The sequence below is a fragment of the Streptosporangium sp. NPDC000396 genome (assembly GCF_042898655.1).
Lineage (GTDB): Bacteria > Actinomycetota > Actinomycetes > Streptosporangiales > Streptosporangiaceae > Streptosporangium.
Genome location: NZ_JBIAZA010000005.1, coordinates 36,075 through 61,255, shown reverse-complemented (window position 1 = coordinate 61,255; position 25,181 = coordinate 36,075). Strand labels below are relative to the sequence as shown.

Sequence of the window (25,181 nt, the reverse complement as noted above, 5' to 3'; positions counted from 1 at the left end):
AGACCCATGGACCGCTGGGAAAACGTACCTCGGTGACGCGTCAATAACGCGCGATCATGAATGGGCGAGGGCGGCGGCGAGGTCGTCGAGGTGCTTCGAGACAGGGCCCAGGGTGAGCAGGCCGCTGCCCGCCCCAGCCAGCTCCGCTGCCGCGGGGGTGAGCTCGGTGTGGGCGCGTTCCATCGTCTCCCGGTCGCCGACGGCGATCGCCGCTCGCGCGGCGAGGCACCACAGGGCTTCGAACAGCAGGTCGCGGGGCGGGTCCGGGAGCCGGCGCAGCGCCGCCGCGGCCTCACCGGGGCGGTCTTGGGCCAGCAGCACCAGGGGGCGGGCCCAGGGCTCGTAGGGCCCCCAGTCGGTGTGCTCGTCGGTTTGGGCGGGCTGTGCGTGCTGTAGGCGCAGGCACAGCAGGGCGAGCGGCAGCAGGCCGCGTTCCAGTCCGGGCATGCCGGCGTCGTTCAGTCGCGCGGCGGCGTCTTGGTAGGCCGCCTCCACCTCGGCTGCCGGTGTCCGCCCGGTGGCCGCGAGCCGCAACGCCCGGTACCACCGGGTGAACACGCCCACCAGCGGCAGCTCGTGGTGCTCGGCCAATCGATCCGCGGCGGCCGCGTGCTCGTCGGCTCCGGGGAAATCCGCGAGCGCGCTGCGGGCCTGAAGCCGGATGAGGTGCCCGAGCACCTCGTAGGTGGTCAGGCCGTTCTGGGTGGCCAGGGCGACCAACTCGGCGCCGATCGCGTCCCGGCGCGGGGCCAGTCCCGCGCGATGGAAGGTCTGCATGAATACGCCGTTGAGAGCGAACGCCAGCGGCGCGGGGTCGTCCAGTAGGCGGGCGATCTGCTCTGCCTGCCGGGCGGCCTGGAGCCCACGCGCTGAGCGGGTGCCGCGTGACTCCAGGGCGATCGTGGCCAGCAGGCGGGCCCGCGCCGCCGGGGGCGCGCCCGGCGGGAGGTCGGCCAGGGTGCGCTCGGCCGCCGCCACGACACACGTGGCCTGCTGTGGGTCGTCGACACGGGTCCAGATCGCCGGGACGTCGTAGGCGCCGATCACGCGGGCGGTCAGCTCCGTGTCGCCCAGCTCCTCCGCCGCCGTGATGGCCGCCACGCGGTGCTGGCGGGCGGCCTGGAGGCCGCCGCCTCCGGTCGCCGCGAGATCGCGTAGCAGGCCCACCGCCGACTCCAGCCGGGCCCGGGCGCCGGATGCCACGGTGCGGTCATAGGCGGCGGTCGCCTGCGCCCACACCCGCCCCACCGCCTCGGTCGGGGCGGTGTGGTCGAGGTGGTGGGCATGGTTGAGGATGTCCGCCTCCAAACGGCGCAGTCCCGGGCCAGGATCCACCCCCAGTTGCTCGATGAGAAGCGTTCGTGCCCGGCGCAGCACCGCGAGCGCGTCGCCCTGGCGGCCGGCGCGGTAGAGCGCGAGGGCCAGCAGTCGCCAAGCGTCCTCGCGCCAAGGATGCTCGGCCACATGCGCGTCCAGATCCGGCACCGCTTCGGCGGCGAGTCCCAGCGCCAGCCGGGCCTCGGCCTGGCGCTCGACGGCGTGCAACCGCAGCTCGCCCAGGCGGGAGCGCTCCGCGCGGGCCCAGGCCTCGTCGGCGAACTCGGCGTAGGCGGGCCCGCGCCACCATCCCAGCGCGTCCTCCAGCCGGGCGAGCGCAGGCCGAGGCGGCAGCGTCGCAGCGGTGGCCACTGCCTGCTCGAAACGCCAGGCGTCCACCGCGCCCGGTTCGGCGCGCAGCGCGTACCCCGGGCCCTCGGTGACCAGCAGCCGGGCCGGAGTGCGGGGCGGACGCTCGGGCTCCAGCGCGCGGCGCAGCGCGGCCACGAAAGTGCGCACCGCGCCCACCGCGTCCGAAGGCGGGTCCGCCCACAGGTCCTCGACCAGGAGGGTGACCGGGACGACACGGCGGCGGGCGACGATCAGCCGGGCCAGCACCGCGCGGTGCCGCGGCCCCTTCAGCGCGATCGCACCCTCGGCACCGTCCCAGGCCACCACGGGCCCCAGCACCCCGAACGCGACCTGCACCCTTGACCCCCCTTTCCGGGAACATCGCCCCAGGTCACGGTAGCGCGCTCATCCGATGCTCATCCGCGCTCGGCAGGCTTAAGGCACCTGATCACCTACGGAGAAGGGCGAGACCATGACGCCTGCCATCGACGGCTTCACCTACCAGCGCGTCCCCGTCGCCGACGGCGTGTCCCTGAACGCGGCCGTCTGCGGCTCGGGCAGTCCGATCGTGCTGCTGCACGGCTTCCCGCAGACCCACCTGATGTGGCGGCATGTCGCCGCCGACCTCGCGGCCGACCACACCGTGATCTGCCCCGACCTGCGCGGCTACGGCGCCAGCGACAAACCCGCCGAGACCGACGGCACCATGTACGCCAAGCGCACCATGGCCGCCGACATCGTCGCCCTGGCCCGCGCGCTGGGGCACGAGCGCTTCGCGCTGGCCGGGCACGACCGCGGCGCCCTGGTCGCCTTCCGCGCCGGTCTCGACCACCCAGAGACGATCACTCACCTGGCCTGCCTCGACGTGCTCCCCACAGCGGACATGTGGGAGGTACTGCGCGGTGTCACCGCCGCCGTCGGCTTCCATCTCTACCTGATGGCCCAGCCCCCGGGCCTGCCCGAACATATGATCGCCGCCAGCCCGGACGCCTTCTTCGGTCACTTCCTCGACATCTGGACCAACGACCCGCGGGCGATCCCCGCCGACGTTCGGGCTGCCTACCTGGACGCCTGCCGTGACGCGGTGCCCTCGATCGTGGCCGACTACCGCGCTTCGGCCGGCATCGACGTCGACCACGACCAGGCCGACCGGGACGCCGGCAACCGGCTGCGGATGCCGGTCACCGTGCTCCAGCAGGACTGGGGCGCCGCCCTCGGCTTCGACGCGACGGCCCTGTGGGGTGCCTGGGCGCCGGACTTGCGGCACACCACCGTCACCTGCGGTCACTTCATGGCCGAAGAAGCCCCGGCCGACATCGCCAAGGCGCTTCGAGACCTCCTCAGCCGCTGAACGACCGAAACGACCACAGGAGCGGCGCCTGGCAGGGCGGCTAGCCCCCCGCGTCGGAGGTTCGGGGTGCGGACGGGCGGCCGGTGTCGGCGGTCTCCGTACGGAGGGCCTCCCAGAGCAGGTTGAGCGGATGGTCCGGTTCATAGCGATCGCGTTCTCCCTTGCGGGCGAACACCGCGGACACCATCTCCAGCTTGGGTTCCGTGTCGTGTGTCAGTTCGAGGAGTCGCATCTCGGCTCCCTCGGCCGCCGCCCCGTCCACGGCCTGCCGTCCGAGCGCACGGGTGGCGATCATGCAGCCACGCGCGAGCCGGGAGCGCATCAGCGCGATCCCGTACTGGAGGTCGTCGATCTCGGCCACGATGTTCAGCCGGCCGCGGAAGCCGGGCCCGTGCCACAGGCTGAGGAAGTCCGCGGCCGGCCCGGCGGGGACGATCAGAGGGAGCTCACCCAGCCTGCTCGTCCCGACCGAGGACACGGGCAGCTCGGGCACCGGGAGGTTCGTCAGGATCACGGGGCTGCCGCGACGCCACTCCATGACGTCGTACTTGTCATGACGGGTGATGTCGCCGACCTGCGTGACGACGCTGCCGCAGAGCAGATCGACCTGCCCGGCCTCCAGCCGAGACCAGAAGTCCCCGGTGCGGACGTGAGCGAGCCGGAAATCGATGTCGCGGCGCGTGAACTCGTCGGAGAGCCTGTCCCACGCCCGTGCCAGAAGCCGGAGCGTGCACTCCGTGGTGCCCACGGTGATCGTTCTGCCGGTGCGGCGGCGGGACGAGTGGATCTCGTCCAGCCACCGGCCGAGCGTACGGCGCGCGTTTTCCACGACCATTTCCCCGGTCGCGGTGAACAGGAAATCCTTTCCCCTTCCCTGCTTGGTCACGAGCGTCTCGCCGCAGAGTTTCTGAAAATTCCGGTTGAGGGTGTCGACCTGTTTCTGCACGCTGGACTGCTCCCTGTCGAGCATCCGGGAGGCGTGCAAGGCTGATCCGGTCTCGTGCACGACGACCAGGGTGCGCAGCTGGTCCAGGGTGGTGTCGAGCAGCGCGGGCGCGCAGTCGAGGAGCTCGGCCAACGGGTCGGCCGCGGGCACCGGCCCGGGGGGTCGGCGGGACATGGTTGTTTCCATCCTCACGTTCGTGCTCCGAAGAACATCTCAACGGGAAACGATCGCATTTCGCGGTGAAACTCTCGGGAGAAGTTCCTCTTTTTTGGTGGATATTCGTTGTTCGGCGATAGAACGCTCGTCTTCTGTCTCGGGGGCGAAGCCGGAAGCCCGGCTGTCGAGTTGATCGCTCGGATGGCTCCGGCGAAGGAGTCATCGTGGGTTCTTGTTGTGCGCCACGTCCATGCAGGGCCATGGATCTTCATCCACCGTACGGCGAAGGCCCCGTCGCCGAGCGGTCCGAGTGAACGCCGGAACATCGATCTCGGGTACCAAGCTCGGCGTCCTGACGGCGCCGCAAGGCCTGGGCGTCCTCGTCCCGGCCAGGCGGGCGCCGCGCGGCCGGTCCGGGCGGCTCCGGATGGAAAGCGGTTACGCAGGGAAAACTCATCGTGCGCGTAACCGCCGACGACAGAGGACGGCAGATGGCCGACCAGATCCATGACTCACCCTGACGCGGAGAGGTCTGAGCCGTCCGTCCCTGACGCGGAGCGGTCCCGGACGCCCGCCGGCGGATCGACCTCCGGGTCCGCGTCGCCGCCTCCGGCGGAAGGCGGCGACGCCGGGCGGGCGCGACGGTGGGGCCATGTCGTCCTGACCCTGCTGACACTGGCGGCGGGCGCGATGGACGCGGTCGCCTTTCTGGGGCTCGGCGGCGTTTTCACCGCGAACATGACAGGTAACCTGGTCCTCTCCGCCCTGGTCGGCCGCGAGGACTGGGAAACCCACGCGCTGAGCTCCGGGCTTTCCTGCGTGGGTTTCTGCGCCGGGCTCCTCATCGGGTTCAAGGTTCCCGGCCACGGGCGGGGGGACGAGCGGTGGCCGTCGGCCGCCACCCGGCTGCTCTGCGCCGATCTGGCCCTCCAGATCGCCTTTCTCGCCGGCTGGGTGCTCTGCGACGCCGAACCGGGGCCCGCCTCGATGCTCATGCTGATCGGGGTGGCGTCCTGCGCCATGGGCCTGCAGTCGGCGGCGGCCCGGCGCGTCGATCTCGCCGGCATCACGACCACGTTCGTCACCGGCACCCTCACCTCGCTGTTCGAGACGCTGGCGTCGGGCAGGTTCACCGACACCGGACATCGCGCCGCCGTCGTCGCGGCTCTCGTCCTCGGCGCGCTCTGCGCGTCGCTGCTTCTGCGTTTCGCGCAACCCTGGGCGGGTGCCGTGGCACCGGCGTTCACGCTTCTCGCGCTCATCACCGTCGCGACGCGCGTGCGTGCGGGGAGGTGACGTCGCCCGCGGACGGGCAGGAGCGGCTGACGGATGTCATGCCCGCGTTGCGGGGCTTCCAGGAGCGCCGCCCGAGGAGTTCGCCCGCGCATGCGCGGCAGCTCGGGCTGCGGCCATTGGGAATGGCGGCCGGTTGAGACTTCTTCGGTTTTCGATGCCGGCCATATGCCGCGGGACGGCGCGGTGGCGGTTTGTTCCGGGCATTCCGGCGGGCAATTCCGAACCGGCCAGATCGGGGCGAGCCCGGGACGGGCGATACCCGTCGGAAATGAAACATCGTCGGGAACTGTTCCCCGGCTGATGATTCGACCCACAATGGAGCTGGGACACCAACCTTTGCCCTCCGGTCGCGAAGCACCCGGGCGGGGAGGCTCTTCAGCGACGCAGGGAGGATATGTCGTGAGCGCAGGTCTCGCGGTCGGAGACGTGGTCGAGGATTTCGAGCTCCTCGACGAGACCGGTACGGCGCGGCGGCTCAGCGAGTTCCTGGCCAAGGGGCCGGTGGTGCTGTTCTTCTACCCGGCCGCCATGACGTCGGGATGCACGATGGAGAGCTGCCACTTCCGGGATCTGGCCGCAGAGTTCGCCGCCGTGGGAGCGAGCCGGATCGGGATCAGCCGTGACGGGGTCGACCGGCAGCGGCGGTTCGCCGAGACCTACCAGCTGGGATTCCCCCTGCTGTCGGATCCGGACGGCACCGTCGCCCGGCGGTTCGGAGCCCGCCGCAGCATCGCGGTGGGACCGTTTCTCACCCGCCGGATGACCTTCGTCATCGATGTGGACGGGCGCCTTCTCGAAGCGATCCACAGCGAGACGAGCATGCAGGCTCACGCCGATCGGGCCTTGGAAGTCTTGCAGGCGAGGACCGAGGCTTGACCGGGCGGGGACGATCACGGGCTTATGCGTAAAGGTCCCAGGGGAACAGGCGGTGTAGCCATGGCCGTGGCGTGGAGACGCTGAGGGAAGACGGCGAAAACCTTCGCCGAAGCCGGCTGGAGGGTAAATGGTCACCCTGGGATTCTTCGTTGTGCTCGAAGCCAAGCCGGGCAAGGAAGCCGAGGTGGAGAGTCTCCTGAGGGAAGCGCTCCCGCTCGCCGAGGCGGAGCCCGCGACCGTCGCCTGGTTCGCGATCCGCATAGCCCAGGACCTCTTCGCCATCGTCGACGTCTTCCCCGACGAGCAGGGCCGCGAGGCTCATCTGTCGGGTGAGGCCGCCAGGGCCCTGATGGAGCAGGCTCCCCAGCTGTTCGCCAAGCCCCCGACCATCAACAAGATCGACATTCTCGCGGCCAAGCTGCCGGGACAGGGTGCCTGACAATCGCGGAGCTTCCTGGCGGAGGGATGACGAACCGCCTCGCGTCTGGTCGAAATATACGTATGTGAATTACGTAGTTTTACTGATGTCTCCCGGGTTCGTGTCCGAGAAAGTGATCACTCACCGCATGGCGGGAGCTTGTCTGTGTTCGGGAGCCTGGGGAGCGGCAGATCCACTTTGTGTGGCAGCGGCCGTGCCTCAAGGATTGCAATGGTTGGCTTTCTATCCATATTTAGGATGGAAAGCCGAAAAGGGGACCTCTGCCTCCCGGTGATACCGGCCGACCCCGTCCTGTGAACCCGTGGCCAGCGAAGGTATGCGCGCGATACCACCGAATTTCGGCGCCGGCCAAGGTGGGGGGATTCAAGGACTACCGCTGACGGCTGCATTTTGCGTTACGTGCCAGCAAATATGTGGCCCGCATGCGGCATGTAAACATTCGAAGCGAGATGGCATGATGAACAGAGAGAACTCCTCGTATCACCCCGGCGCACCCGGTCGCCATTCGATGTCCTCCGGACCATACGGGTCCGGTCCGCAGCACACACCCGATCACAACCCCACTCCCGGCTACGGCCCCACTCCTGGTTACGGCCCTACTTCTGGTTACGGCCCTACTCCCGGGCACGACCAGAGCGCGGGCGCGGGCTACCCGCTCGCCGAGTGGTGGCAGCGCCTGGTCGCCCGCATAATCGACGGCGTGATCCTGGGCGTCGTCTACGGCGTCCTCAGCACGATCCTGACGATCATCCTCGGCGCCGGTTTCTTCCAGGCGCTCCTGCTCGCGGTGCTGGGCGCCGTCATCTACTTCGGCTACGAGTCCTCCATGCTCCGCAAGGGCGGGCAGACGGTCGGAAAGATGGCGATGGGCCTCCGCGTGGTTCCCGTGAGCGGGGCCCGTTCCGGCGGCCTGCCCTCCGATGCCGCCTTCAGCCGCGCGGGCGTGCTCTGGGGCCCGCTGGCGCTGAACTTCGTCCCCGTCGTGGGTCTCATCGCCTACGTCGGTTACCTGGTGAACGTGCTCTGGCAGTTCTGGGACAAGCCGCTGCGGCAGTGCCTGCACGACAAGGTGGCCGGCACCATGGTCGTCAAGATCAAGTAGGTCGGGAGGGAAAGGACCGGCGGTCGTCCGCCGGTCCTTTCCCCTCGTTTCGCGCTCAACGCCGGAACCAGCGTGATCTCACCCGGTGAGACGCTTTCCCCGCTGCGCGAAGCCGCTCGAATCCTCACGCGGCAGCGGTCGGCGCGCCGACGGCGCAGACCGGCCGGGTACGGGCGGCATAGGAGCGTGCACCCACGAGGAGGCCGATGCCCAGACCGGCGAAGGCGAGCCCGCCGAACTCGGTCATCCAGGGGCTGAGGGTGGACGGCGGGCTGGGCTCGCTCCCCGCGCCGACGAGGAGCACGGAAGCGATGACGATGAGCCCCGTCCCGTACAGGGCCAGCGTGACGCCGGTCAGCCAGGCCGGGATCAACGGCAGCAGGCGCGGCACCCGCCGCCCGGACAGGAATAGGGTCCACCGGGGGAACACCTGCCCCCAGGGGTACACCAGGCCCAGCATCAGGAACCACGCGAGCAGCGCCATCAGCACGGTGAAGTCGATGCCCACCGACGCCAGCGCCTTCATCACCCCGGAGCCGACGGCATTCAGCTCATGCCATTCCTGGGCGGTGATGCCGAGGGCGTCGCCGCCCAGCGTCCAGATGGTCTTGGTGGCCGCCCACGGCAGGATTCCGCTCATGCCGGCGTAGACGGCCACGCGGGTCCTCGCCGACGCCGTGGAGGCGGCCGGATGGGCCAGCGGGCCGTCGGTGCGACCGGAGTGCGCCTGGCCGCACCGGGGGCATCGGCCGCGCAGCCGCCGCCGGAAGGACAGGCCGGTGGCCACCAGCAGCCCGGCACCGGCGATGTTCAGCAGCATGTGGGCCAGGCCGACGCCCGAATTCGTTCCCGCCCCCGAGATCAGGGAGACGAACTCGATCGGCGCACCGAACGTTCCCAGGACGAACACCGGGGTCACCACGATCAGCGCCACCTCCACCGCCGTCCGGCCGGCTCCACTGCGGACACGGCTGCCGGCCAGGCAGGCCCCGGCGGCCAGCACCGCCAGGCCCGCCAGGGCGAGCTGGGCCGCGGGCGGGAATGAGTGATGCATGGTGACCGGCAGGGCCGTACCGGTCATCACCCAGGTGACCTGGACGGCGGCGTACAGCACCCCCCACACCGCCGCGGCGTGGGGCACCCACGACGGCCAGCGGCGCCAGTGCGCCGTCCACCCCGAATCCCTGGACGGCGACCGGGGATCGCCCAGCGTCCGCGAGTGTGCGGGAACAGTCATCATGGCCTCCAGGTGTCAACACTGCTGACCCAAAGATCACCAGATGCCCGCGACGGTCACATCCCTCCGGCGGGCCACCCGCTTCCCTCCTCCGGGGGAGATCTCTCCCGGGAGCGGCGATGCCTTCCCCGAAGGGACCACCACGACCACACGCCCGAAGGAGCCGTGACCACGCGGCCGAAGGAGCCACCACGACCACACGCCCGAAGAGGCCGCCCGCGACCACACGTCTGAAGAAGCCGCCGCGGCCACACGTCGCCGTCCACTCTCGCTCCGGGATCCTTCGGCGCCCGCCGAAGCGATCCGCTCGTACGGTCGGGCCCATGAACATCGAGACAGATCGCGGCACGTCCACCGAGGCGGCGGCCGATCATGTGACCATCACGCCGAGCATCCTGTACTTCGGGACACCGGTCGTGCTGCTGTCGACCGAGAACGAGGACGGCTCGTTCAATCTCGCCCCGATGTCGTCGGCCTGGGCGCTCGGGCAAGTGGTCGTGCTGGGCCTGGGGGCCGACGGCCGTACCGGGCAGAACCTGGCAGTCCGGCCCGACCTGGTGATCAACCTGCCGGGGCCGGGGCAATGGCAGGAGGTGGAACGCCTCGCCCCGCTGACCGGGTGTGACCCGGTGCCGACTCACAAGCAGAGCGTGTTCCGCTTCGAGCCGGCCAAGTTCGAGGCCGCCGGCCTGCGGCCTGAGCCCTCCGACACGGTCCGCCCGCCCCGGGTCGCCGAATGCCCGATCCAGATGGAGGCACACGCCATCCGGGTCCAGCCGGACGTCTCAGGTGACTTCCTCATCGTGGAGGCCGACGTGCTCAAGGTCCACGCCGACCCGCGCATCGTCATACCCGGGACCCAGCACATCGACCCGGCCCTGTGGAGCCCGCTGATCTACAACTTTCGCCACTATTTCGGGCTCGGCCCCGAGCTCGGCCACAGCTTCCGCTCCCAGACACCTCGACCGGGCCGATGAGCTCCGCCGCGTCCGCTCAGACGGTACTGGCCGTGGGCGCTCGCCCGCGGGCGCGGCCCAGCCACGTGTCGAGTGCCCACACCCCGGGGCCGGCCACCGCGATCAGCAGGAACGACCAGGAGTAGAGGGCGGCCAGCTCGCCCTCGTTCTCCAGCGGCCACAAGGCCCTCGGCTGGTGGACGGTGAAGTACGCGAAGGCCATCTCGCCCGAGCAGATCAGCGCCGCGATCCGCGTGGCGAGGCCGAGGAGGACCAAGGTCCCTCCGACGAGCTCGATGATGCCCGCGTACCACTGCGGCCAGGCACCGACGCGGGCCACCTCGCCGCCGAGCACGCCAAAGATCTTGGACGCGCCGTGGCAGGCGAAGAGCAACCCGACGACGATGCGGAACAGGGACAGGACGTACGGCCTGGCCGACTCGATGAACTTCATGTGGATCTCCTCTTCCGCTGTGCCCTGCCACCCCCGGGCGAGAGCGCGGGGCGAAGGGGAAACGGCGGGGTGGCCGGAGCGGCCCGGCGGGGGCGTCGCTCACCTGGCCGCCCTGCCGGCACGGGAAAGCCGGCGCCGGTGGGCCGGTCCGGCGACTCTGAGCAGGTGGGCGGGCAGATCGCGAACCTCGGCACACCAGGCCGGGTCGCTCTGGCGGCCCTTTCCACCCGGAGCCTGCCCGCCGGGGGAGGAGCCTCCCGATGGTCAGGGAAATTTTGGCCGAATTTCGCTGACCTGCGGAAACTCGATGAGATTAGGGTCGGTTCGGTTCGCACGGGCATCGCGACATACTCGACTTAACATTGATTAACCGTGGTTCACCAGGCGAACATCCATGAACGGAGCGCCGTGCGGACGGACAAGGTGCACACCACCGCCGAGCAGGCGCTGGCGGACGTCTGGGACGGCGCGTCGTTCGCCGTCGGCGGTTTCGGTCTCAGCGGCATCCCCAGCGTGCTGATCCAGGCCCTGCACCGCACCGGTGCGACCGGCATCGGCGTGGTGTCGAACAACTGCGGAGTGGACGGCGGAGGGCTCGGCGTCCTGCTGGCCGACCGGCGCATCGCCCGTGTGACCGCCTCCTACATCGGCGACAACAAGGAGTTCGCCCGGCAGTACCTGGCCGGTGAACTGGAGGTGGAGCTGACCCCGCAGGGCAGCCTGGCCGAGCGGCTGCGCGCGGGCGGAAGCGGCATTCCCGCCTTCTACACCCCGGCCGGGGTGGGCACGCCGGTGGCCGAGGGCGGGCTGCCGTGGCGCTACGCCCCTGACGGCTCGGTGGCGGTCTCCTCTCCGCCCAAGGAGGTCCGCGAGTTCGGCGGCAGGCCGTACGTGCTGGAGTACGGCATCACCACCGACTTCGCGCTGGTCCGGGCGGCGCGGGGAGACCGGCACGGCAACCTGGTCTTCGGCAAGTCCGCCCGGAACTTCAACCCGCTGGCCGCTATGGCCGGGCGGATCGCGATCGCCGAGGTGGAGGAGCTGGTGGAGCCCGGCGTGCTCGATCCCGACGAGGTCCACCTGCCGGGCGTGTTCGTCCAGCGCGTCGTGGCGCTCACCCCGGAGCAGGCCGCCGGCAAGGGCATCGAGAAGAGGACCGTCACCCCATGAGCTGGACCCGTGACGAGATGGTCGCGCGGGCGGCGGCCGAGCTGCGCGACGGCGAATACGTCAACCTCGGCATCGGGCTGCCCACCCGCATCCCGTCCTTCCTGCGCCCCGGTGTGGACGTGATCCTGCATTCGGAGAACGGCGTGCTCGGCGTCGGCCCCTACCCCGCCGAGGACCAGGTCGATCCTGACCTGATCAACGCGGGCAAGGAGACGGTGACCGTGCTGCCGGGGGCCTCGTTCTTCGACTCGGCGCTGTCGTTCGCCATGATCCGCGGGGGCCACATCGACGTGGCGGTGCTGGGCGCGATGCAGGTGTCGGCTCGGGGCGATCTCGCCAACTGGGCGGTTCCCGGCAGGCTGGTCAAGGGTATGGGCGGGGCGATGGACCTGGTGCACGGAGCCCGCAGAGTGATCGTGATCATGGATCACACGGCCAAGGACGGCTCCCCGAAGATCGTCCGGGAGTGCTCGCTGCCGCTCACCGGCCGGGCCTGCGTTCACCGGATCATCACCGACCTCGGCGTGCTCGACGTCACCGGCCAGGGCCTGGCCCTGGTGGAGACCGCGCCCGGTGTGAGCGTCGCGGAGCTGCGCAGCCGTACAGATGCGGAGGTCATCGCTTGAAAGACGTCTACATCCTCGACGCCGTGCGCACCCCCTTCGGGCGGTACGGCGGGGCGCTGGCGGACATCCGCCCCGACGACCTGGCCGCGCACGTCGTCAGGGCGCTGGCGGAGCGGAACGGCCAGGAGACCGCCGACGAGGTGATCCTCGGCAACGCCAACGGCGCCGGTGAGGAGAACCGCAACGTGGCCCGCATGGCCGCGCTGCTGGCCGGGCTGCCGGTGTCCACGCCGGGCGCGACCGTCAACCGGCTGTGCGGCTCCGGCATGGAGGCCGTCGTCCAGGCCTACCGGGCGATCGCCCTCGACGACGCCTCCACCGTGATCGCGGGCGGTGTCGAGTCCATGACCCGCGCCCCCTGGGTGCTGCCCAAACCGGACAGGGCGTTCCCCGCCGGCGGCCAGGAACTGGTGTCCACCACGCTCGGCTGGCGGCTGGTCAACCCGAGGATGCCCGCCGAGCACACCGTCGCCCTCGGCGAAGGCGCCGAGCTGATCGCCGACAAGCACGGCATCGGCCGCGCCGAGCAGGACGCGTTCGCGCTGGCCAGCCACCAGAAGGCGGCCAAGGCGTCGTTCGAGCACGAGATCGCCCCCATCGGCGGCGTCACCCGCGACGAGGGCATCCGCGAGGACACCTCCATGGAGGCGCTGGCCCGGCTGAAGCCGGCCTTCCGGCCCGGCGGCACGGTCACCGCGGGCAACTCCTCCCCGCTCAACGACGGCGCGGCGGCGCTGCTGCTCACCGACGAGGCCGGGCTGCGCGGACGCGAGCCGCTGGCCAGGATCATCGCGAGCGGCGTCAGCGCGCTCGAACCCCGCCTCTTCGGCCTCGGCCCGGTCGAGGCCGTCAAGAAAGCCCTGGCCAAGGCGGGCAAGGGGTTCGGCGACCTGACGACCGCCGAACTGAACGAGGCGTTCGCCGCCCAGGTGCTGGGCTGCCTGGCCGAGCTGCCCGACCTCGACCCCGGGATCGTCAACCCGTACGGCGGAGCGATCGCCCTGGGCCACCCCCTGGGCGCCTCCGGGGCCCGCATCACCGGAACGGTCGCCCACCGGCTGGCCGAGGCCGGTGCGGGCACCGGCCTAGCGGCCCTCTGCATCGGCGTCGGCCAGGGCCTGGCCGTTGTCCTCGAAAGGTGAGCCTCTGTCCTCGAAAGGTGAGCGTCGTGTCCCACCCCCTCACACAGGCCGATATCGACCGCGAGATCGCCGAGCTGCACGCCGCCCCCGGCGGCCGGGAGGCGAACCATCCCCCGCGCGACTTCGCCCCCTACCGCAGCAGCGCGCTGCGCCATCCCAAGCAGCCGCTGGTCCCGTTGAAGGACCCTGAGGCCGCCGAGCTGACCGGCCCGGTCTTCGGCGTGACCGACGTGACCGCCCTGGACGCCGACCTGACCCGCCGGCACCAAGGCGAGCCGCTGGGCGAGCGGATCACCGTGCGGGGCCGGGTGACGGACCGCGACGGCCGCCCGGTGCGCGGCCAGTTGGTGGAGATCTGGCAGGCCAACGCCTCCGGCCGCTACCGGCATCGGAACGACGACCACCCCGCGCCGCTGGACCCGAACTTCACCGGGGCCGGCCGCTGTCTGACCGGCGACGACGGCTCCTACATGTTCACCACGATCAAGCCGGGCGCCTACCCCTGGCGCAACCACGTCAACGCCTGGCGGCCCGCGCACATCCACTTCTCGGTGTTCGGCACGGCCTTCGCCCAGCGCCTGGTCACCCAGATGTACTTCCCGAACGACCCGCTGTTCGACCACGACCCGATACTCAACTCGGTGACCGACGAGCGGGCCAGACGGCGGCTGGTCGCCGCCTACGAGCACGACCTGTCCGTGCCCGAACGATCCCTGGGCTACCGCTGGGACATCGTGCTGGACGGACCGGCCGCGACCTGGATGGAGGAAGGCCGTTGAACCCCACCCCGTCGCAGACCGTCGGCCCGTTCTACGGCTACGCGCTGCCCTTCCCCGGCGGCGGTGACATCGCCCCTCCCGGTGCCAAGGGTGGGATCACCGTCCACGGCCACGTCTACGACGGCGCCGGCGACCCGGTGCCCGACGCGCTGCTGGAGTTCTGGCAGGCCGACCCGTCCGGCAGCCTCAAGGGCGCACCGGGCACGCTGCGGCGCGACCCGGTGACCGGCGCGATCGTCGGCAGGCACGGCGTCGACTTCACCGGCTTCGGGCGGGTGGCCACCGACGCCGACGGCCACTGGACGCTGCGCACGCTCGCCCCCGGCAACGGCTACATCAGCGTCTGCGTGTTCGCCCGCGGCCTGCTGCACCACCTCTACACCCGCATCTACCTCGGGGAGGACTCCTTCCTCGACTCACTGCCCCCGGAGCGGAGGCGGACCCTGGTGGCGACCGCCGAACGCGAAGACGTCTACCGGTTCGATGTCCACCTGCAGGGCGAGAAGGAGACGGTCTTCCTTGACTTCGGCTGAGGGCACCGGCACCGAAGGAAGTGAGTCGACGTTGCTGCAGTATCGGCTGGACGGACCCGAGAAAGGACAGCCGCTCGTCCTCGGACCGTCGCTCGGCACCTCCCCCAGAGTGTGGGAGCCGCAGCTCACCGCGCTCGCGCGGACCTTCCGGGTGCTCAGGTTCGACCTGCCCGGCCACGGCGAGTCCGGTCTGTCCGGCGGCGGGTCCGGTCTGCCTGGTTACGGAGGGTCTGGACTGCCCGGCCACGGCACGTCCGGCCTGTTTGGTCATGGCGAGCTCGGCCTGCCCAGCGCGGGTGGGTCCGGCCTGTCCGGCTCCAGCTCCGGCTCGTCCGGCGCCGCCACCATGGAAGACCTGGCCGACCTGGTGCTGGAGCTGGCCGACGCGCAGGGCTTCGAGAGCTTCCACTACGCGGGCGTCTCCATCGGTGGCGCGATCGGCGCGACGCTCGCGGTGCGGCACCCTGAGCGGGTGCGGTCACTGGCGATGATCTGCTCCTCGGCCCGGTTCGGCGAGCCGCGGGTCTGGCGGGAGCGGGCCGAGCTGGTGCGAGCCAAGGGCACCGGCCCGCTGCTGGAGGCCACGGCGCGGCGATGGTTCGCCGGACCGGCCGACCAGGCATTGCTGGACGACCTGGCCGGCACCGATCCCGCCGGATACGCCGCCTGCTGCGATGCGCTGGCCGGTTATGACCTGCGCGGCCGCCTGGCCGGGATCACCGTCCCCACCCTGGTCCTGGCCGGGCGGGAGGACCCGGTGACGCCTCCCCACCACGCCAGGGAACTGGCCGACGGCATCCCGGCGGCCACGCTCGTGGAGGTGGCGGGCGCCGCCCATCTGGCGGGCGTCGACCAACCCACGGCCGTCACGGCGGCGCTGCTTGCGCATCTGCCCGCCGTACCGGGCACGCGGGTGCGGCGCGAGGTGCTCGGGGACGCCCACGTGGACCGGGCGATCGCCGGCACCACGGACTTCACCCGGGACTTCCAGGACCTGATCACCCGCTACGCGTGGGGTGAGATCTGGACCCGCCCCGGCCTGGACCGCAGGACGCGCAGCTGTATCACGCTGACCGCGCTGGTCGCCCGCGGCCATCTCGAAGAACTGGCCCTGCACGTGCGCGCCGCGCTGCGCAACGGGCTCACCCCCGACGAGATCGGCGAGGTGCTGCTGCAGAGCGCGATCTACTGCGGTGTGCCGGCCGCCAACGCCGCCTTCGCCGTCGCCCAGCGCGTACTGGCCGAGCACCCGGAAGAGCCGATATAGGTCAGCATCCCGCTAAGCGTTCCTCGGCCCAGAACTCGTCTCGATGCCTTCAGCGCTGGCGAGCACCCGCTCTCGTGTCCCTGAGGTCTGGCTCGACCTTGTGGCTCGGCGCGACCGCTTACTTATTTTGCCGAGTCGGGCCACTCTTCCGGTGGTGAAACGTAGGTCCCGCGATGGGACACGGTGAAGACCCATCCTTGGTCGCGTAGGAACGCGACGGAGTTCCGTACGGTGACCTTGGCGACGCCGTACTGCTGCATGAGCATCTTCTCGCTGGGGATCCGGCGGTTGACCTTGATCTCGCCGTGCTGAATCCGGCGGGCGACTTCGTTGGCGATCTCCTCATATAGAGGGGTTTTCCGCCTGATGGTGGGAGTGCCGATGGGGCCGACAAAGGTGCCCTTGCCCTGAAGCGTATGTACGAGGCCTCGCTCGCGAAGTTCTCGGATGACACGGCGGGCCGTGGTCTGCGCGATGGCATAGTCGATCTTGAGTTCCGCCTCGCTGGGGACCGCCTCGCCAAGGAGAAGGTCGCCGTCATCGATGTGGCGGTGCAGGATGTCGGCTACCTGCTTGTACACCGGTACTGGTCCGTCTCTATCGAGCACAGCTGAAGACTAGACGTCTCAATACGAGGGGTTGAGATAAACCAAGAAGTAGCCCTGGTTAGTTTTGAGGCCGCTCCTCCTCCGGGGACGCGTAACTTCCGCGCTGCGGAACGGTGTAAACCCATCCCTGCTCGCGTAGGAGGCCGACCGCCCGGCGCGCGGTCTCTCGGGCCACGTCGTACTGCTGCATCAGCGTTGTCTCGCTGGGGATGGGGCGGCGTGGCCCTATGGCGCCACTGCGAATGCGCTCGACCATGTCATCTGCGATTTGGCGATACATCGGCGTCTTCCGTGACTGCCGAACGCCCTTGTCGGGCGGTCCGACAAAGGTGCCCTCGCCTTGGACGGTGTAGACGAGTCCCTCGTCGCGCAACATCTGAACTGCTCGTCTGGCAGTTGTTCTCGCGACGCCGAACTCGCTCCTGATGTCAGTCTCGCTGGGAACGACATGTCCTGACGGGAGGTTCGCCTCGGTGATCCGTTGCCGGATGATCTCTGCGATCTGCAGGTAGAGATGAGTGTCTCCATCATGATCGAGCACATCCGAAAGATAGACGAACAGGAACGAGCCCTGTCATAACGGAACCTCTAATTAGATGAAGAGCATTCTCAATTTTGACGAGAAGAGACAACTAGACGTATGGTCTTGCTGTGATCAAGCGCGAGTTGGAGGTCGGGGGAGTGGTGGGGGTGCCGGTGGAGGGGCATCACAGCCACCATCTCGCGCCGTTGCAGGCGAAGCACGAACGGATCGACTGGCGGCCCGAGCGGCCGAGGGCCGATCGGGTGCGAGTGAAGGAGCACACCTGCGACTGCCGGGCGACCTTCTACGAGCTGTGCCAGGCGGGCGGGTTGATGTTCATACGGCGGACACATCGGCTGAGGGGAGTGGTGACCGTGCACGAGTCGCCCTGGGCGGTCTCGCGCCAGGTGGAGGCGTTGTGGCTCCGCCTGCTGATCGGTAGCGCCCGTTGACGGCCGAATAGGCGTGCTCGGCGGCAAGACGCGGGTGGCTCCGGCCGCCGAGCACCTCACAGCTCCCCGCCTCCTCGATGACCATGACGATCGGGGAGCCGGGGCAGTGGTCCCGTATCGGGTGGAGGGCCGATACGGGACCACCACCTCCAGACCCCCGGCAGGTGCCCCCCACACCACCTGCCGGGCCTCGACACCCCGGCGGGCCACTTCCCAGATACGACTGCCCGCCGGGGCGACGGCGGCCCTGCGCCAATCCGGGTGGCGTGGGGCCGCCGTCAAGCGTCAGGCAGGGCGATGCCGGATGGGATCGGACGAGCGGGATCGCCGTCAGGCGGCGGCGACGCCGGGGTGGGAGCGGTCAAGGGGGATCGCAGCCGGGCGGCGGCGACGCCGGGTGGGAGCGGTCAAAGGGGATGCGGCGCCAGGCGGTGTCGGTGACGATCACGTGGTCGAGGAAGCGGAGACCGACCGTCTCGGCCGCCTCGCGCAGCCGGGCGGTGACCTCCAGGTCGGCCGGGCTGGGATCGAGGGAGCCGCTGGGATGGTTGTGGGCCAGGCCGAAGGAGGAGCCGCCGGAGGTGAGGACGGTGGTGATGATCTCCCGGACGGGAGCCGGTGCGTGGTCGCTGCCGCCCTCGCCGGCGATCGCCCTGCGGGTCACCGCGCCGCTCGGGTCGCAGACCACGACGACCACGCGCTCGTGGCTGAGGCCGCGCAGGAGCGGGGAGGCGACGGCGGCCAGGTCTCCCGAGCAGGTGATCCGGCGCCGCTCCGGCTCCGACTGCGCCTGCCGTACGAGATGGAAGGCGGCGACGACCCTGGCGGCCTTCGCGGGGCCGATCCCGGGAACGGTCATGAGGCGGTGGGCGTCGGAGCGGGCCAGGCCGCGCAGGTCGCCGCAGTGGGCGATCAGGTGGGAGGCGAGCTCTACCGCGTTGGCACCCCGGCTCCCCGAGCCGATCAGCAGGGCGAGCAGCTCCCGGTCGGCCAGCGCGGCCGCACCGCTCGCCAGAAGCCGCTCGCGAGGCTGGTCGTTGGGGGGCATGTCCTTGACACGCAATCGGCACCTCCGACTCGGGAAACCAGGTCGGTTGTACCAAGGGGCTCCGACATTCCGGCTTGGGAGGAGGGGACGTGCCGACGCGTCAGCGTTGCGCCGCGGGTCGTTTGGTCAGCTCGGTCTTGAGGGCGGCCAGATAGCGGTCGTGGCCGGTGCGGAGCTTGTCGGCGCTGAAGAACAGGCCGGCCGGTTCCGCAGGTCGGCCAACACCTCCCGGACCTGGGTGGGCGTGGCGTCGATGTAGGCGTCGACGCGCGGGTCGCCGGTGGAGGTCGTGATGATCCTTTTCCTTGATCGAACAGCTAGTCCATCGCCATGATTACATGATTACATAGCCCAATCTAAATGCGAAGGAGTCACTAGCATGAGCGCGAATGTTGACACGATGACCAATCGGAAGATCCTTATGATCGCGTCCAACCCTGCCACATCTGGGCAGACCGGGTGGCCGATCGGATTCTGGTGGTCGGAGCTGACCCACCCGTACTGGGAGTTCACCGAGCGGGGCTACCAGGTCGTGCTGGCCAGCCCCGATGGAGGAGCGCTTGTGGCGGACAGCTGGAGCGACCCCCGCGACGAATCCAAATATTCGGCGACCGACCTGATCACGCTGGGCTTCGTCAACTCGCCTGACCACATGCGGCTTGTCGAGGAGACCCTCCCCCTGGCGGAGGTCTCGGTCGACGACTACGACGCGGTGCTCTTCGTCGGCGGCCAGGGACCGATGTACACGTTCTACTCCGACAAGCGCGTCCATGACCTGGCGGCGGAGTTCTACGAGGCAGGCAAGATCACTGGCGTGATCTGCCACGCCACCTGCATTCTCCTCAAGACACGGCTGTCGAACGGCGAACTACTCGTCGCCGGTAAGACGTGGACCGGTTTCGCCGACTCCGAGGAGGACTACGCCGACGCGTACGTCGGGCAGCAGATTCAGCCGTTCCGCATCGAGACGGAGGCCCGCAAGCTGCCGGACACCAACTTCATCGTGCACGGCCGATTCCGGCCCCATGCGGTGCGAGACGGCCTGCTCGTCACCGGCCAGCAGCAGTATTCCGGCGTGGCCGCGGCGCGGCTCGTGATCGAGGCACTCGGTCAGTAGGGCGGCTCGGCCCTCATTATTTGGATCTGCCGCAGGCCGGATGCCACCTCGGTATGCCGAACGACCTGCAGGAGATCCCGTGATCGCAGATGTTGCTCAAGCTCGCTTGTGCGGACCTTGAGCAGGTTTTGCTGTACCTCCGTGAGCGTGCCATCGGAATCCAGACAATCGCTGACGCATTGGCTGAGTTCTAACGGGAGCTGGCGCGCTTCCGGACCGAGTTCCACGACTGCCTGACCGCGCGGGCGGACGCCGTGTTCGAGCTGGCCGAGGCGGTGTTGTGCAGCGATGGGCCGGGGCCCTCGCTGGTAGGGCTGTCCCTGGCGGGTGAGCACCGCCGGGGACATGGCTCGGTGTATGTGGATGGCGAGCATGGCCGCTGGGGCGCCCTTGCCGTGATCGCCGTAGCCGCCGCGGCGACCGGGGCCGCGGGCACGCTCCAGCCGGTCGGCTGGACCTCCTGTCTCCAGGCCGTCATCCCGCCTGACCGGTCAGCTGGATTCTCGCGACGAACGCGATGATCGGCACCCTTCTGATGCCGGTCGCCTATGCCGTCATCGATCCCCTGGCCGGGCCGGCCGGGGTACGGCCTGTGCTGTGGGGCTGCGCGGGCCTCGTTCTCGGCGGCGCCGCCATCACGGCCTGCGCCAAAGATGTCCGCCGTGGGGGCTTCGGGCCTGACGCGGCATCGCATTACTCACATGAATCACCACACATCGTGCGGTCATAGTCCCCTTGCGGGTCCAGGCTGACGCCGGCTCACGAGGTTCGGGTGATGGATGGCGATTTAGTAATCGGTACGGTACCGTTTATTAAATGACAGACACGGTACTCATCGCCGGTGCCGGTCCCACGGGGCTGGCACTGGCCATCCATCTGGCGTTGCACGACATCGCCGTCCGGGTCGTCGACGCCGCCGGCGGCCCCGCCACCACCTCGCGAGCTCTCGGCCTGCAACCGCGTGGCATGGAGGTGCTGGAACGCATCGGCGCGCTCGGGGACCTGCCGGAACGGTCACAGACCTCGCTCAACATGTCCTACAACGAGGGGTCGCGCACCGTTCTGCGCTTCCAAGTCGGCCAGGCCGTGGCCGACCAGCCGAAGCAGACGCTGCTCATCTCGCAGGCCGAGATCGAGGGCACGCTCCGGCGACGGTTTCGCGAGCTGGGCGGCGACATCGAATGGGGCAACCGGCTGGTCGGCGCGGAGCAGGACGACAAGGGCGTCACCGCCACCGTCACCACGGGTGACGGCACCGAGCGGCAGATCGAGGCCGGCTGGCTGATCGGCTGCGACGGCGCCCACAGCATGGTGCGCAAGCTCGCCGGGATCGCCTTTCCCGGCCGCAAGCTCATCGAACGCCTGCTGATGGTCGACGTCGAAGCCCGCTGGCCGTACGACAGGAACGGCAGCACGACCTGGATGGACGCCAGCCACATGTTGTCGATCACCGCGCTGCCGGACGACACGTGGCGCGTGTTCGCCGAACCACCGGCGGACCTGCCTGACCACCTTTCCGACAGCGAGATCACCGAACGGGTGCTGGGCGAGTTCGCCCGCCGCAGCGGGACGAGCCTGGACACGGTCACCGATGTCTGCTGGGCCTCGGAGTTCCGGATCCACCGTCGGCTCGCCGAAACCTACCGTCGCGGCCGGATCCTGCTGGCCGGAGACGCGGCCCACATCCAGAGCCCCAGCGGAGGGCAGGGCCAGAACACCGGCCTGGGCGACGCGGAGAACCTCGCCTGGAAGCTGGTGCTGGTCGCCCGCGGCAGCGCCGACCAGCGACTCCTCGACACCTACGAGGCGGAACGGCGCCCGCTGGCCCGCAACGTGCTGAGGGCCACCAGCACCGCGGTGGACATCATGCTGCCCGACAACCCGTGGAAACGGCTGGTACGCGACAAGGTGGTTCTGCCGGTCTTCCGCCTGCCCGCCGTACAGCGCCGGCTGTGGCTGGCCGCGTCCCAGCTCGGCATCAGCTACCGGGGCAGGGCGCTGGCCCCCACCTCACGCCGGTGGATGCCAGGCCTGCGTCCTGGCGACCGGATGCCCGACCTCGCGTGCCTGCGCCCCGATGGCACCGAGGTCACGCTGCACGCGGCGATATCCGGGTGCTGGGCGGTGCTCGCCGGTGACCGGGACGAGGCCGCCCGGCACGCCGAGGCCGCCGCCGCGCAGCTGGGCGCCGACCTGGTCATCACGCTGGTGCCGGTGGAGACCAGGTCACGCGACGTCCTGCTGATCCGCCCCGACGGGCACATCGGTTGGCGCGGTCATCCGGCACCAGACAGACTGTCCGCATGGCTAAATCAGGTGCTGTGGCCGGCGTAGACCGCGGCCGCCCGCGCGACCCCGGTAACGACGCCTCGATCCTGGACGCCGCGCTGGACCTGCTGATCGAACGCGGTGCGGGCGGCGCCAGCATCGAGGCGATCGCCAAGCGCGCCGGTGTGGCGAAGCTGACCGTCTACCGGCGCTGGCAGTCGAAGGAAGACCTCCTGATGGCCGCGCTCGAATACGCCCGGAGCGCCGACGTCGACGTGGACGCCGGCACCGACACCGACGCGACCGGGCGGTCCATCGACGAGCTGGTCGAGTTCATCGCCGAGTTGCTGAGCCGGCCCCGGTTCCGGGCACTGATGGCACGGGTCATCGGTGCCTCGGTGGACTACCCGAAACTGGTGAAGGCCTATACCGAGCGATACCTTCAGCCGCGGTTGACCGCACTCGCGGACACCGTACGGCAGGCCGTCGACGCGGGCCTGTTCCCGCCGGGCACCGACCCGGTCGCGATACAGGACGTCCTCTCCAGCGCGATCGGATTCGTGCTTCTCCGGGGTGAGGATGAAGTGACCGCCGAGCAGATCGCGCACCGGTTGCGGACCCTGTTGCGCCAGATGGGATACCGGGCGCCCGCGGGCTGATCCGCCGGCGCTCCGGCCGCGTGCGGGCGTCAGGGCCTGCCCGGGGAGCCTTCGAAGGGGATCAGCGCCCGTTCCAGGGAGTCGAAGGAGCGGTTCAGCAGGGCGATGTGGTCGTTGATGACGACGTCGGTGCGCTCGCCGGAGAGGAGTCTCCGGGCGGCGAAGACGTAGGCCGCGCGATAGGCCGAGACGACCAGCGCCGCGGTCACCTTGGGCCATGGGTCCTCGGGGTCGGCTCCGGTGGCCTCGGCGAACAGCGAGCCGAGCAGGTTCTCCACTTCTTCCACCCACTCCCGGACCCGAGCCTGCAGGGCCGGGGAGTCCAGGATGACCTGCCAGAAGAACTGGTAGCCGTCACCGATGCCGCCCAGCGGGTGACGCTGCCGCAGGAGCTCCGGCGGCAGGCGCCGCAGCGCGGCCAGCGGCTCCTCGCCCGCGGGGCGCTCACGGATCGTCCGGGTGATCAGCTCGACGGCTTCGGGGAAGCGGTCCAGGAAGAGGTCTTCCTTCCGCGGGAAGTAGTTGAAGACCGTCTTCGTCGAGACGTCGGCCGCCTCGGCCACCTCCGCGACCGTGACGTTGTCGAACCCTCGCTGGAGGAAGAGGCCGGAGGCCACGTCCGAGATCGCCTTGCGGGTCTGCTGCTTCTTCCGCTCGCGGAGGCCGGGCTCGTTGCTCACGAAGGTCACTATAGTTGATAAAAACTTATAGTCGAAGTAAGTTTTTATTGACGGTACTGATTTTGGGAGACGGTATGTCATACGACGTCGACGTTGTGGTGGCCGGGGGCGGCCCCGTGGGCCTGATGCTCGCCTGCGAGCTGCGGATCGGTGGCGCCTCGGTCCTGGTGCTGGAACGGCTGACCCAGATGGACCCCACGATCAAGGCCGGGGCGCTGAACACCCCGAGCGTGGAGGCGCTCTACCGGCGTGGCCTGTTGCCCGCCCTGCGGAAGGCCCAGGAGCGGAACATGGAGCAGTTCGCCGCGTTCATGCGGTCCCGGCTCCCCGAGGGGAAGTCCGTCCCGGCGCCGCCTAGGTTCGCCGGTCACTTCGCGGGGATCCAGCTCAGCGCCGACCGGTTCGACTCATCCGACCCCGACCTGAACGGGCACGGCCCCGCCGACGGCGTCGGCCTGATCAACCAGCAGCAGCTTGAGGGCCTCCTCGCCGAGCGCGCCGCCGAGCTCGGGATCGAGGTGCGCCGGGGCGTCGAGCTGACCGGTTTCGAGGCCGACGCCGACGGGGTGACCGTCACGACGAGTGCGGAGCCGGTCCGCGCCCGCTGGCTGGTCGGCTGCGACGGGGGCAGGAGCACGGTCCGCAAACTCGCCGGTTTCGACTTCCCCGGCACCGAGCCGGAGATCACCGCACACCAGGCCATGGTGGAGATGGAGGGTTCCGAGGCACTGGGAGCGGGCTGGCAGGCCACCCCCACCGGCATTTACGCGCACGGCCCGATGCCCGGCCGCGTCCTCACCGTGGAGTTCGGCGGCACACCGGTCGACAAGGACGTCCCGATCACCGCCGAGGAGATACAGGCGTCGATCAGGAACGTCAGCGGAGCCGACGTCACCGTCACCAAGGTCAAGACCGCCACCCGGTTCACCGACAACGCCCGCCAGGCCACCACCTACCGGCGCGGCCGGGTGCTGCTGGCCGGCGACGCCGCCCACGTCCACTCGCCCTTCGGCGGCCAGGGCCTGAACCTCGGTCTCGGCGACGCCGTGAACCTGGGCTGGAAGCTCGCCGCCACCGTGCGCGGCTGGGCCCCCGAGGGGCTGCTGGACACCTACACCGCCGAACGCCACCCGATCGGCGCCTGGGTGCTGGACTGGACGCGGGCCCAGATCGCGCTGATGCGCCCCGACCCCCACGCCAGGGCGCTTCGCGCGGTGGTGAGCCGGCTGACGGAGACCGTCGCCGGCACCACGTACTTCGCAAAGATGATCTCCGGGGTGTGGCAGCGCCACGACCTTCCCGGCGATCACCCGCTGATCGGCGGCAGCGCACCGGACCTCGAACTGGCCGACGGGTCCAGGCTCGCCGACCACCTCCACGAGGGCAGGGCGCTGTTGCTGGACCCGGCCGGAGAGCTGCGGGCCCTGGCCGACGGCTACACCGACCGGCTGAAGGCGGTCACGACGGCTTCGCCCGAGCGGCCCGGGCTGGCCGGGCTTCTCGTGCGGCCCGACGGCGTCGTCGCCTGGGCCGCCGACACCGGCCAGGTGGAGCCCGGCTCGCTGAAGACCGCCCTGTCGGCCTGGCTCGGCGCACCCGCCGTGGCGGGCGCGGGACACCGATGAGGTGATCCGGTAGACCGGGTCGACTGCGAGCGGGCCGGGTGGAGCCTCAGCCCTGCCCGGCCCGCCCCAGGGCAACCGACCTTCCATCCGGAGGTACGGCAGGCCGCCGGGCCATCCCCCGGGGCGCCTGCCGTACCTCCGGATCCGAGGAGGAGCCAACGGACAGAGGCCGACGAGAGACCGGCGGCTGCGCGACGAGACCC

At 70.0% G+C, this 25,181-nt stretch carries 26 protein-coding genes; 18 read left to right on the top strand and 8 right to left on the bottom strand.

The genetic code is table 11. The features are described from left to right. Positions 1-54 precede the first annotated feature (54 nt). Complete coding sequence (locus tag ACFY2X_RS09650; RefSeq protein ID WP_389934979.1) at positions 55-2,025, bottom strand: BTAD domain-containing putative transcriptional regulator; 1,971 nt, start codon at positions 2,023-2,025, stop codon at positions 55-57. A 115-nt stretch (positions 2,026-2,140) separates the two neighbouring features. On the opposite strand from ACFY2X_RS09650, the gene ACFY2X_RS09645 reads away from it, so the two are divergent. Then, positions 2,141-3,019, top strand: a complete 879-nt coding sequence (locus ACFY2X_RS09645; RefSeq protein ID WP_389934976.1) for an alpha/beta fold hydrolase — start codon at positions 2,141-2,143, stop codon at positions 3,017-3,019. Between the two features lie 40 nt (positions 3,020-3,059). Here the strand turns inward: ACFY2X_RS09645 and ACFY2X_RS09640 are convergent, their stop codons facing one another. Continuing rightward, complete coding sequence (locus ACFY2X_RS09640; protein WP_389934973.1) at positions 3,060-4,139, bottom strand: LysR family transcriptional regulator; 1,080 nt, start codon at positions 4,137-4,139, stop codon at positions 3,060-3,062. A 489-nt stretch (positions 4,140-4,628) separates the two neighbouring features. On the opposite strand from ACFY2X_RS09640, the gene ACFY2X_RS09635 reads away from it, so the two are divergent. The 4 genes from ACFY2X_RS09635 (at position 4,629) to ACFY2X_RS09620 (ending at position 7,834) form a co-directional block, all read left to right on the top strand. Continuing rightward, positions 4,629-5,417: a YoaK family protein gene (locus ACFY2X_RS09635; protein WP_389934970.1), complete on the top strand. Its 789-nt coding sequence runs from the start codon at positions 4,629-4,631 to the stop codon at positions 5,415-5,417. 399 nt (positions 5,418-5,816) lie between these two features. Then, positions 5,817-6,293, top strand: coding sequence for a peroxiredoxin (locus tag ACFY2X_RS09630; protein ID WP_389934967.1), 477 nt, complete (start codon positions 5,817-5,819; stop codon positions 6,291-6,293). Between the two features lie 127 nt (positions 6,294-6,420). Beyond that, positions 6,421-6,732 (top strand): putative quinol monooxygenase, encoded by a 312-nt coding sequence (locus ACFY2X_RS09625; protein WP_389934964.1) that lies wholly within the window; start codon positions 6,421-6,423, stop codon positions 6,730-6,732. A 508-nt stretch (positions 6,733-7,240) separates the two neighbouring features. Next, complete coding sequence (locus ACFY2X_RS09620; RefSeq protein WP_389934961.1) at positions 7,241-7,834, top strand: RDD family protein; 594 nt, start codon at positions 7,241-7,243, stop codon at positions 7,832-7,834. Positions 7,835-7,958: 124 nt separating this feature from the next. On the opposite strand, the gene ACFY2X_RS09615 is transcribed toward ACFY2X_RS09620, so the two are convergent. Then, positions 7,959-9,071, bottom strand: a complete 1,113-nt coding sequence (locus ACFY2X_RS09615; protein WP_389934959.1) for a hypothetical protein — start codon at positions 9,069-9,071, stop codon at positions 7,959-7,961. A 323-nt stretch (positions 9,072-9,394) separates the two neighbouring features. Between ACFY2X_RS09615 and ACFY2X_RS09610 the strand changes: the two genes are divergently transcribed. Then, the gene (locus ACFY2X_RS09610) at positions 9,395-10,048 is read left to right on the top strand and encodes a flavin reductase family protein (RefSeq protein ID WP_389934956.1); all 654 of its coding nucleotides are present in this window, start codon (positions 9,395-9,397) and stop codon (positions 10,046-10,048) included. Between the two features lie 16 nt (positions 10,049-10,064). Here ACFY2X_RS09610 and ACFY2X_RS09605 read toward each other — a convergent pair whose 3' ends face one another. Beyond that, complete coding sequence (locus ACFY2X_RS09605) at positions 10,065-10,481, bottom strand: DoxX family protein (protein WP_389934953.1); 417 nt, start codon at positions 10,479-10,481, stop codon at positions 10,065-10,067. Positions 10,482-10,889: 408 nt separating this feature from the next. On the opposite strand from ACFY2X_RS09605, the gene ACFY2X_RS09600 reads away from it, so the two are divergent. From ACFY2X_RS09600 to pcaC, 6 genes are read left to right on the top strand one after another with little or no spacing between them, the layout of a single operon-like run. Continuing rightward, on the top strand, positions 10,890-11,651 hold the full coding sequence (locus ACFY2X_RS09600) for a CoA transferase subunit A (RefSeq protein WP_389934951.1): 762 nt from the start codon (positions 10,890-10,892) through the stop codon (positions 11,649-11,651). After that, positions 11,648-12,277 carry a CoA transferase subunit B gene (locus ACFY2X_RS09595; protein WP_389934949.1) on the top strand — a complete coding sequence of 210 codons (630 nt, stop codon included), beginning with the start codon at positions 11,648-11,650 and terminating at the stop codon, positions 12,275-12,277. Before ACFY2X_RS09600 ends, ACFY2X_RS09595 begins: the two co-directional genes overlap by 4 nt. Further along, positions 12,274-13,419, top strand: a complete 1,146-nt coding sequence (locus ACFY2X_RS09590) for a thiolase family protein (RefSeq protein WP_389934946.1) — start codon at positions 12,274-12,276, stop codon at positions 13,417-13,419. Before ACFY2X_RS09595 ends, ACFY2X_RS09590 begins: the two co-directional genes overlap by 4 nt. A 26-nt stretch (positions 13,420-13,445) precedes the next feature. After that, complete coding sequence (gene pcaH / locus ACFY2X_RS09585) at positions 13,446-14,198, top strand: protocatechuate 3,4-dioxygenase subunit beta (RefSeq protein WP_389934943.1); 753 nt, start codon at positions 13,446-13,448, stop codon at positions 14,196-14,198. After that, the gene (gene pcaG / locus ACFY2X_RS09580; RefSeq protein ID WP_389934940.1) at positions 14,195-14,731 is read left to right on the top strand and encodes a protocatechuate 3,4-dioxygenase subunit alpha; all 537 of its coding nucleotides are present in this window, start codon (positions 14,195-14,197) and stop codon (positions 14,729-14,731) included. Before pcaH ends, pcaG begins: the two co-directional genes overlap by 4 nt. Beyond that, a complete protein-coding gene (gene pcaC / locus ACFY2X_RS09575; RefSeq protein WP_389934937.1) occupies positions 14,718-15,998 on the top strand; it encodes a 4-carboxymuconolactone decarboxylase in 1,281 nt (426 codons plus the stop codon). The genes pcaG and pcaC overlap by 14 nt, the downstream gene beginning before the upstream one ends. Positions 15,999-16,120: 122 nt before the next feature. Here the strand turns inward: pcaC and ACFY2X_RS09570 are convergent, their stop codons facing one another. Next, on the bottom strand, positions 16,121-16,579 hold the full coding sequence (locus ACFY2X_RS09570; protein WP_389934934.1) for a GntR family transcriptional regulator: 459 nt from the start codon (positions 16,577-16,579) through the stop codon (positions 16,121-16,123). Between the two features lie 85 nt (positions 16,580-16,664). Then, positions 16,665-17,147 carry a GntR family transcriptional regulator gene (locus ACFY2X_RS09565; protein WP_389934932.1) on the bottom strand — a complete coding sequence of 161 codons (483 nt, stop codon included), beginning with the start codon at positions 17,145-17,147 and terminating at the stop codon, positions 16,665-16,667. A 110-nt stretch (positions 17,148-17,257) separates the two neighbouring features. Here ACFY2X_RS09565 and ACFY2X_RS09560 point away from each other — a divergent pair, with 110 nt between their 5' ends. Continuing rightward, positions 17,258-17,581 (top strand): hypothetical protein, encoded by a 324-nt coding sequence (locus tag ACFY2X_RS09560; RefSeq protein ID WP_389934929.1) that lies wholly within the window; start codon positions 17,258-17,260, stop codon positions 17,579-17,581. Positions 17,582-17,942: 361 nt separating this feature from the next. Here ACFY2X_RS09560 and ACFY2X_RS09555 read toward each other — a convergent pair whose 3' ends face one another. Then, positions 17,943-18,629 carry a RadC family protein gene (locus ACFY2X_RS09555; RefSeq protein ID WP_389934927.1) on the bottom strand — a complete coding sequence of 229 codons (687 nt, stop codon included), beginning with the start codon at positions 18,627-18,629 and terminating at the stop codon, positions 17,943-17,945. Between the two features lie 379 nt (positions 18,630-19,008). Here ACFY2X_RS09555 and ACFY2X_RS09550 point away from each other — a divergent pair, with 379 nt between their 5' ends. From ACFY2X_RS09550 to ACFY2X_RS09535, 4 genes are all read left to right on the top strand, one after another. Beyond that, positions 19,009-19,746, top strand: a complete 738-nt coding sequence (locus ACFY2X_RS09550; RefSeq protein ID WP_389934924.1) for a type 1 glutamine amidotransferase domain-containing protein — start codon at positions 19,009-19,011, stop codon at positions 19,744-19,746. Between the two features lie 254 nt (positions 19,747-20,000). Further along, positions 20,001-20,267 carry a hypothetical protein gene (locus tag ACFY2X_RS09545; RefSeq protein ID WP_389934921.1) on the top strand — a complete coding sequence of 89 codons (267 nt, stop codon included), beginning with the start codon at positions 20,001-20,003 and terminating at the stop codon, positions 20,265-20,267. A 295-nt stretch (positions 20,268-20,562) separates the two neighbouring features. After that, positions 20,563-22,080, top strand: coding sequence for an FAD-dependent monooxygenase (locus ACFY2X_RS09540; RefSeq protein WP_389934918.1), 1,518 nt, complete (start codon positions 20,563-20,565; stop codon positions 22,078-22,080). Next, the gene (locus tag ACFY2X_RS09535) at positions 22,068-22,673 is read left to right on the top strand and encodes a TetR/AcrR family transcriptional regulator (RefSeq protein WP_389934917.1); all 606 of its coding nucleotides are present in this window, start codon (positions 22,068-22,070) and stop codon (positions 22,671-22,673) included. Before ACFY2X_RS09540 ends, ACFY2X_RS09535 begins: the two co-directional genes overlap by 13 nt. 29 nt (positions 22,674-22,702) lie before the next feature. Here the strand turns inward: ACFY2X_RS09535 and ACFY2X_RS09530 are convergent, their stop codons facing one another. After that, entirely contained in the window at positions 22,703-23,353 is a 651-nt protein-coding gene (locus ACFY2X_RS09530) for a TetR/AcrR family transcriptional regulator (RefSeq protein ID WP_389934915.1), read from the bottom strand. A 74-nt stretch (positions 23,354-23,427) separates the two neighbouring features. On the opposite strand from ACFY2X_RS09530, the gene ACFY2X_RS09525 reads away from it, so the two are divergent. After that, complete coding sequence (locus tag ACFY2X_RS09525) at positions 23,428-24,978, top strand: FAD-dependent monooxygenase (RefSeq protein WP_389934912.1); 1,551 nt, start codon at positions 23,428-23,430, stop codon at positions 24,976-24,978. Positions 24,979-25,181: the final 203 nt, after the last annotated feature.

Bases quoted from the DNA above. Each gene is read 5' to 3' on its own strand.
- ACFY2X_RS09645 (WP_389934976.1), top strand. From the start codon at position 2,141: ATGACGCCTGCCATCGACGGCTTCACCTACCAGCGCGTCCCCGTCGCC.
- ACFY2X_RS09640 (WP_389934973.1), bottom strand. From the start codon at position 4,139: ATGTCCCGCCGACCCCCCGGGCCGGTGCCCGCGGCCGACCCGTTGGCC.
- ACFY2X_RS09635 (WP_389934970.1), top strand. From the start codon at position 4,629: ATGACTCACCCTGACGCGGAGAGGTCTGAGCCGTCCGTCCCTGACGCG.
- ACFY2X_RS09625 (WP_389934964.1), top strand. From the start codon at position 6,421: ATGGTCACCCTGGGATTCTTCGTTGTGCTCGAAGCCAAGCCGGGCAAG.
- ACFY2X_RS09620 (WP_389934961.1), top strand. From the start codon at position 7,241: ATGTCCTCCGGACCATACGGGTCCGGTCCGCAGCACACACCCGATCAC.
- ACFY2X_RS09615 (WP_389934959.1), bottom strand. From the start codon at position 9,071: ATGACTGTTCCCGCACACTCGCGGACGCTGGGCGATCCCCGGTCGCCG.
- ACFY2X_RS09610 (WP_389934956.1), top strand. From the start codon at position 9,395: ATGAACATCGAGACAGATCGCGGCACGTCCACCGAGGCGGCGGCCGAT.
- ACFY2X_RS09605 (WP_389934953.1), bottom strand. From the start codon at position 10,481: ATGAAGTTCATCGAGTCGGCCAGGCCGTACGTCCTGTCCCTGTTCCGC.
- ACFY2X_RS09595 (WP_389934949.1), top strand. From the start codon at position 11,648: ATGAGCTGGACCCGTGACGAGATGGTCGCGCGGGCGGCGGCCGAGCTG.
- ACFY2X_RS09555 (WP_389934927.1), bottom strand. From the start codon at position 18,629: ATGCCCCCCAACGACCAGCCTCGCGAGCGGCTTCTGGCGAGCGGTGCG.
- ACFY2X_RS09550 (WP_389934924.1), top strand. From the start codon at position 19,009: ATGAGCGCGAATGTTGACACGATGACCAATCGGAAGATCCTTATGATC.
- ACFY2X_RS09540 (WP_389934918.1), top strand. From the start codon at position 20,563: ATGACAGACACGGTACTCATCGCCGGTGCCGGTCCCACGGGGCTGGCA.
- ACFY2X_RS09525 (WP_389934912.1), top strand. From the start codon at position 23,428: ATGTCATACGACGTCGACGTTGTGGTGGCCGGGGGCGGCCCCGTGGGC.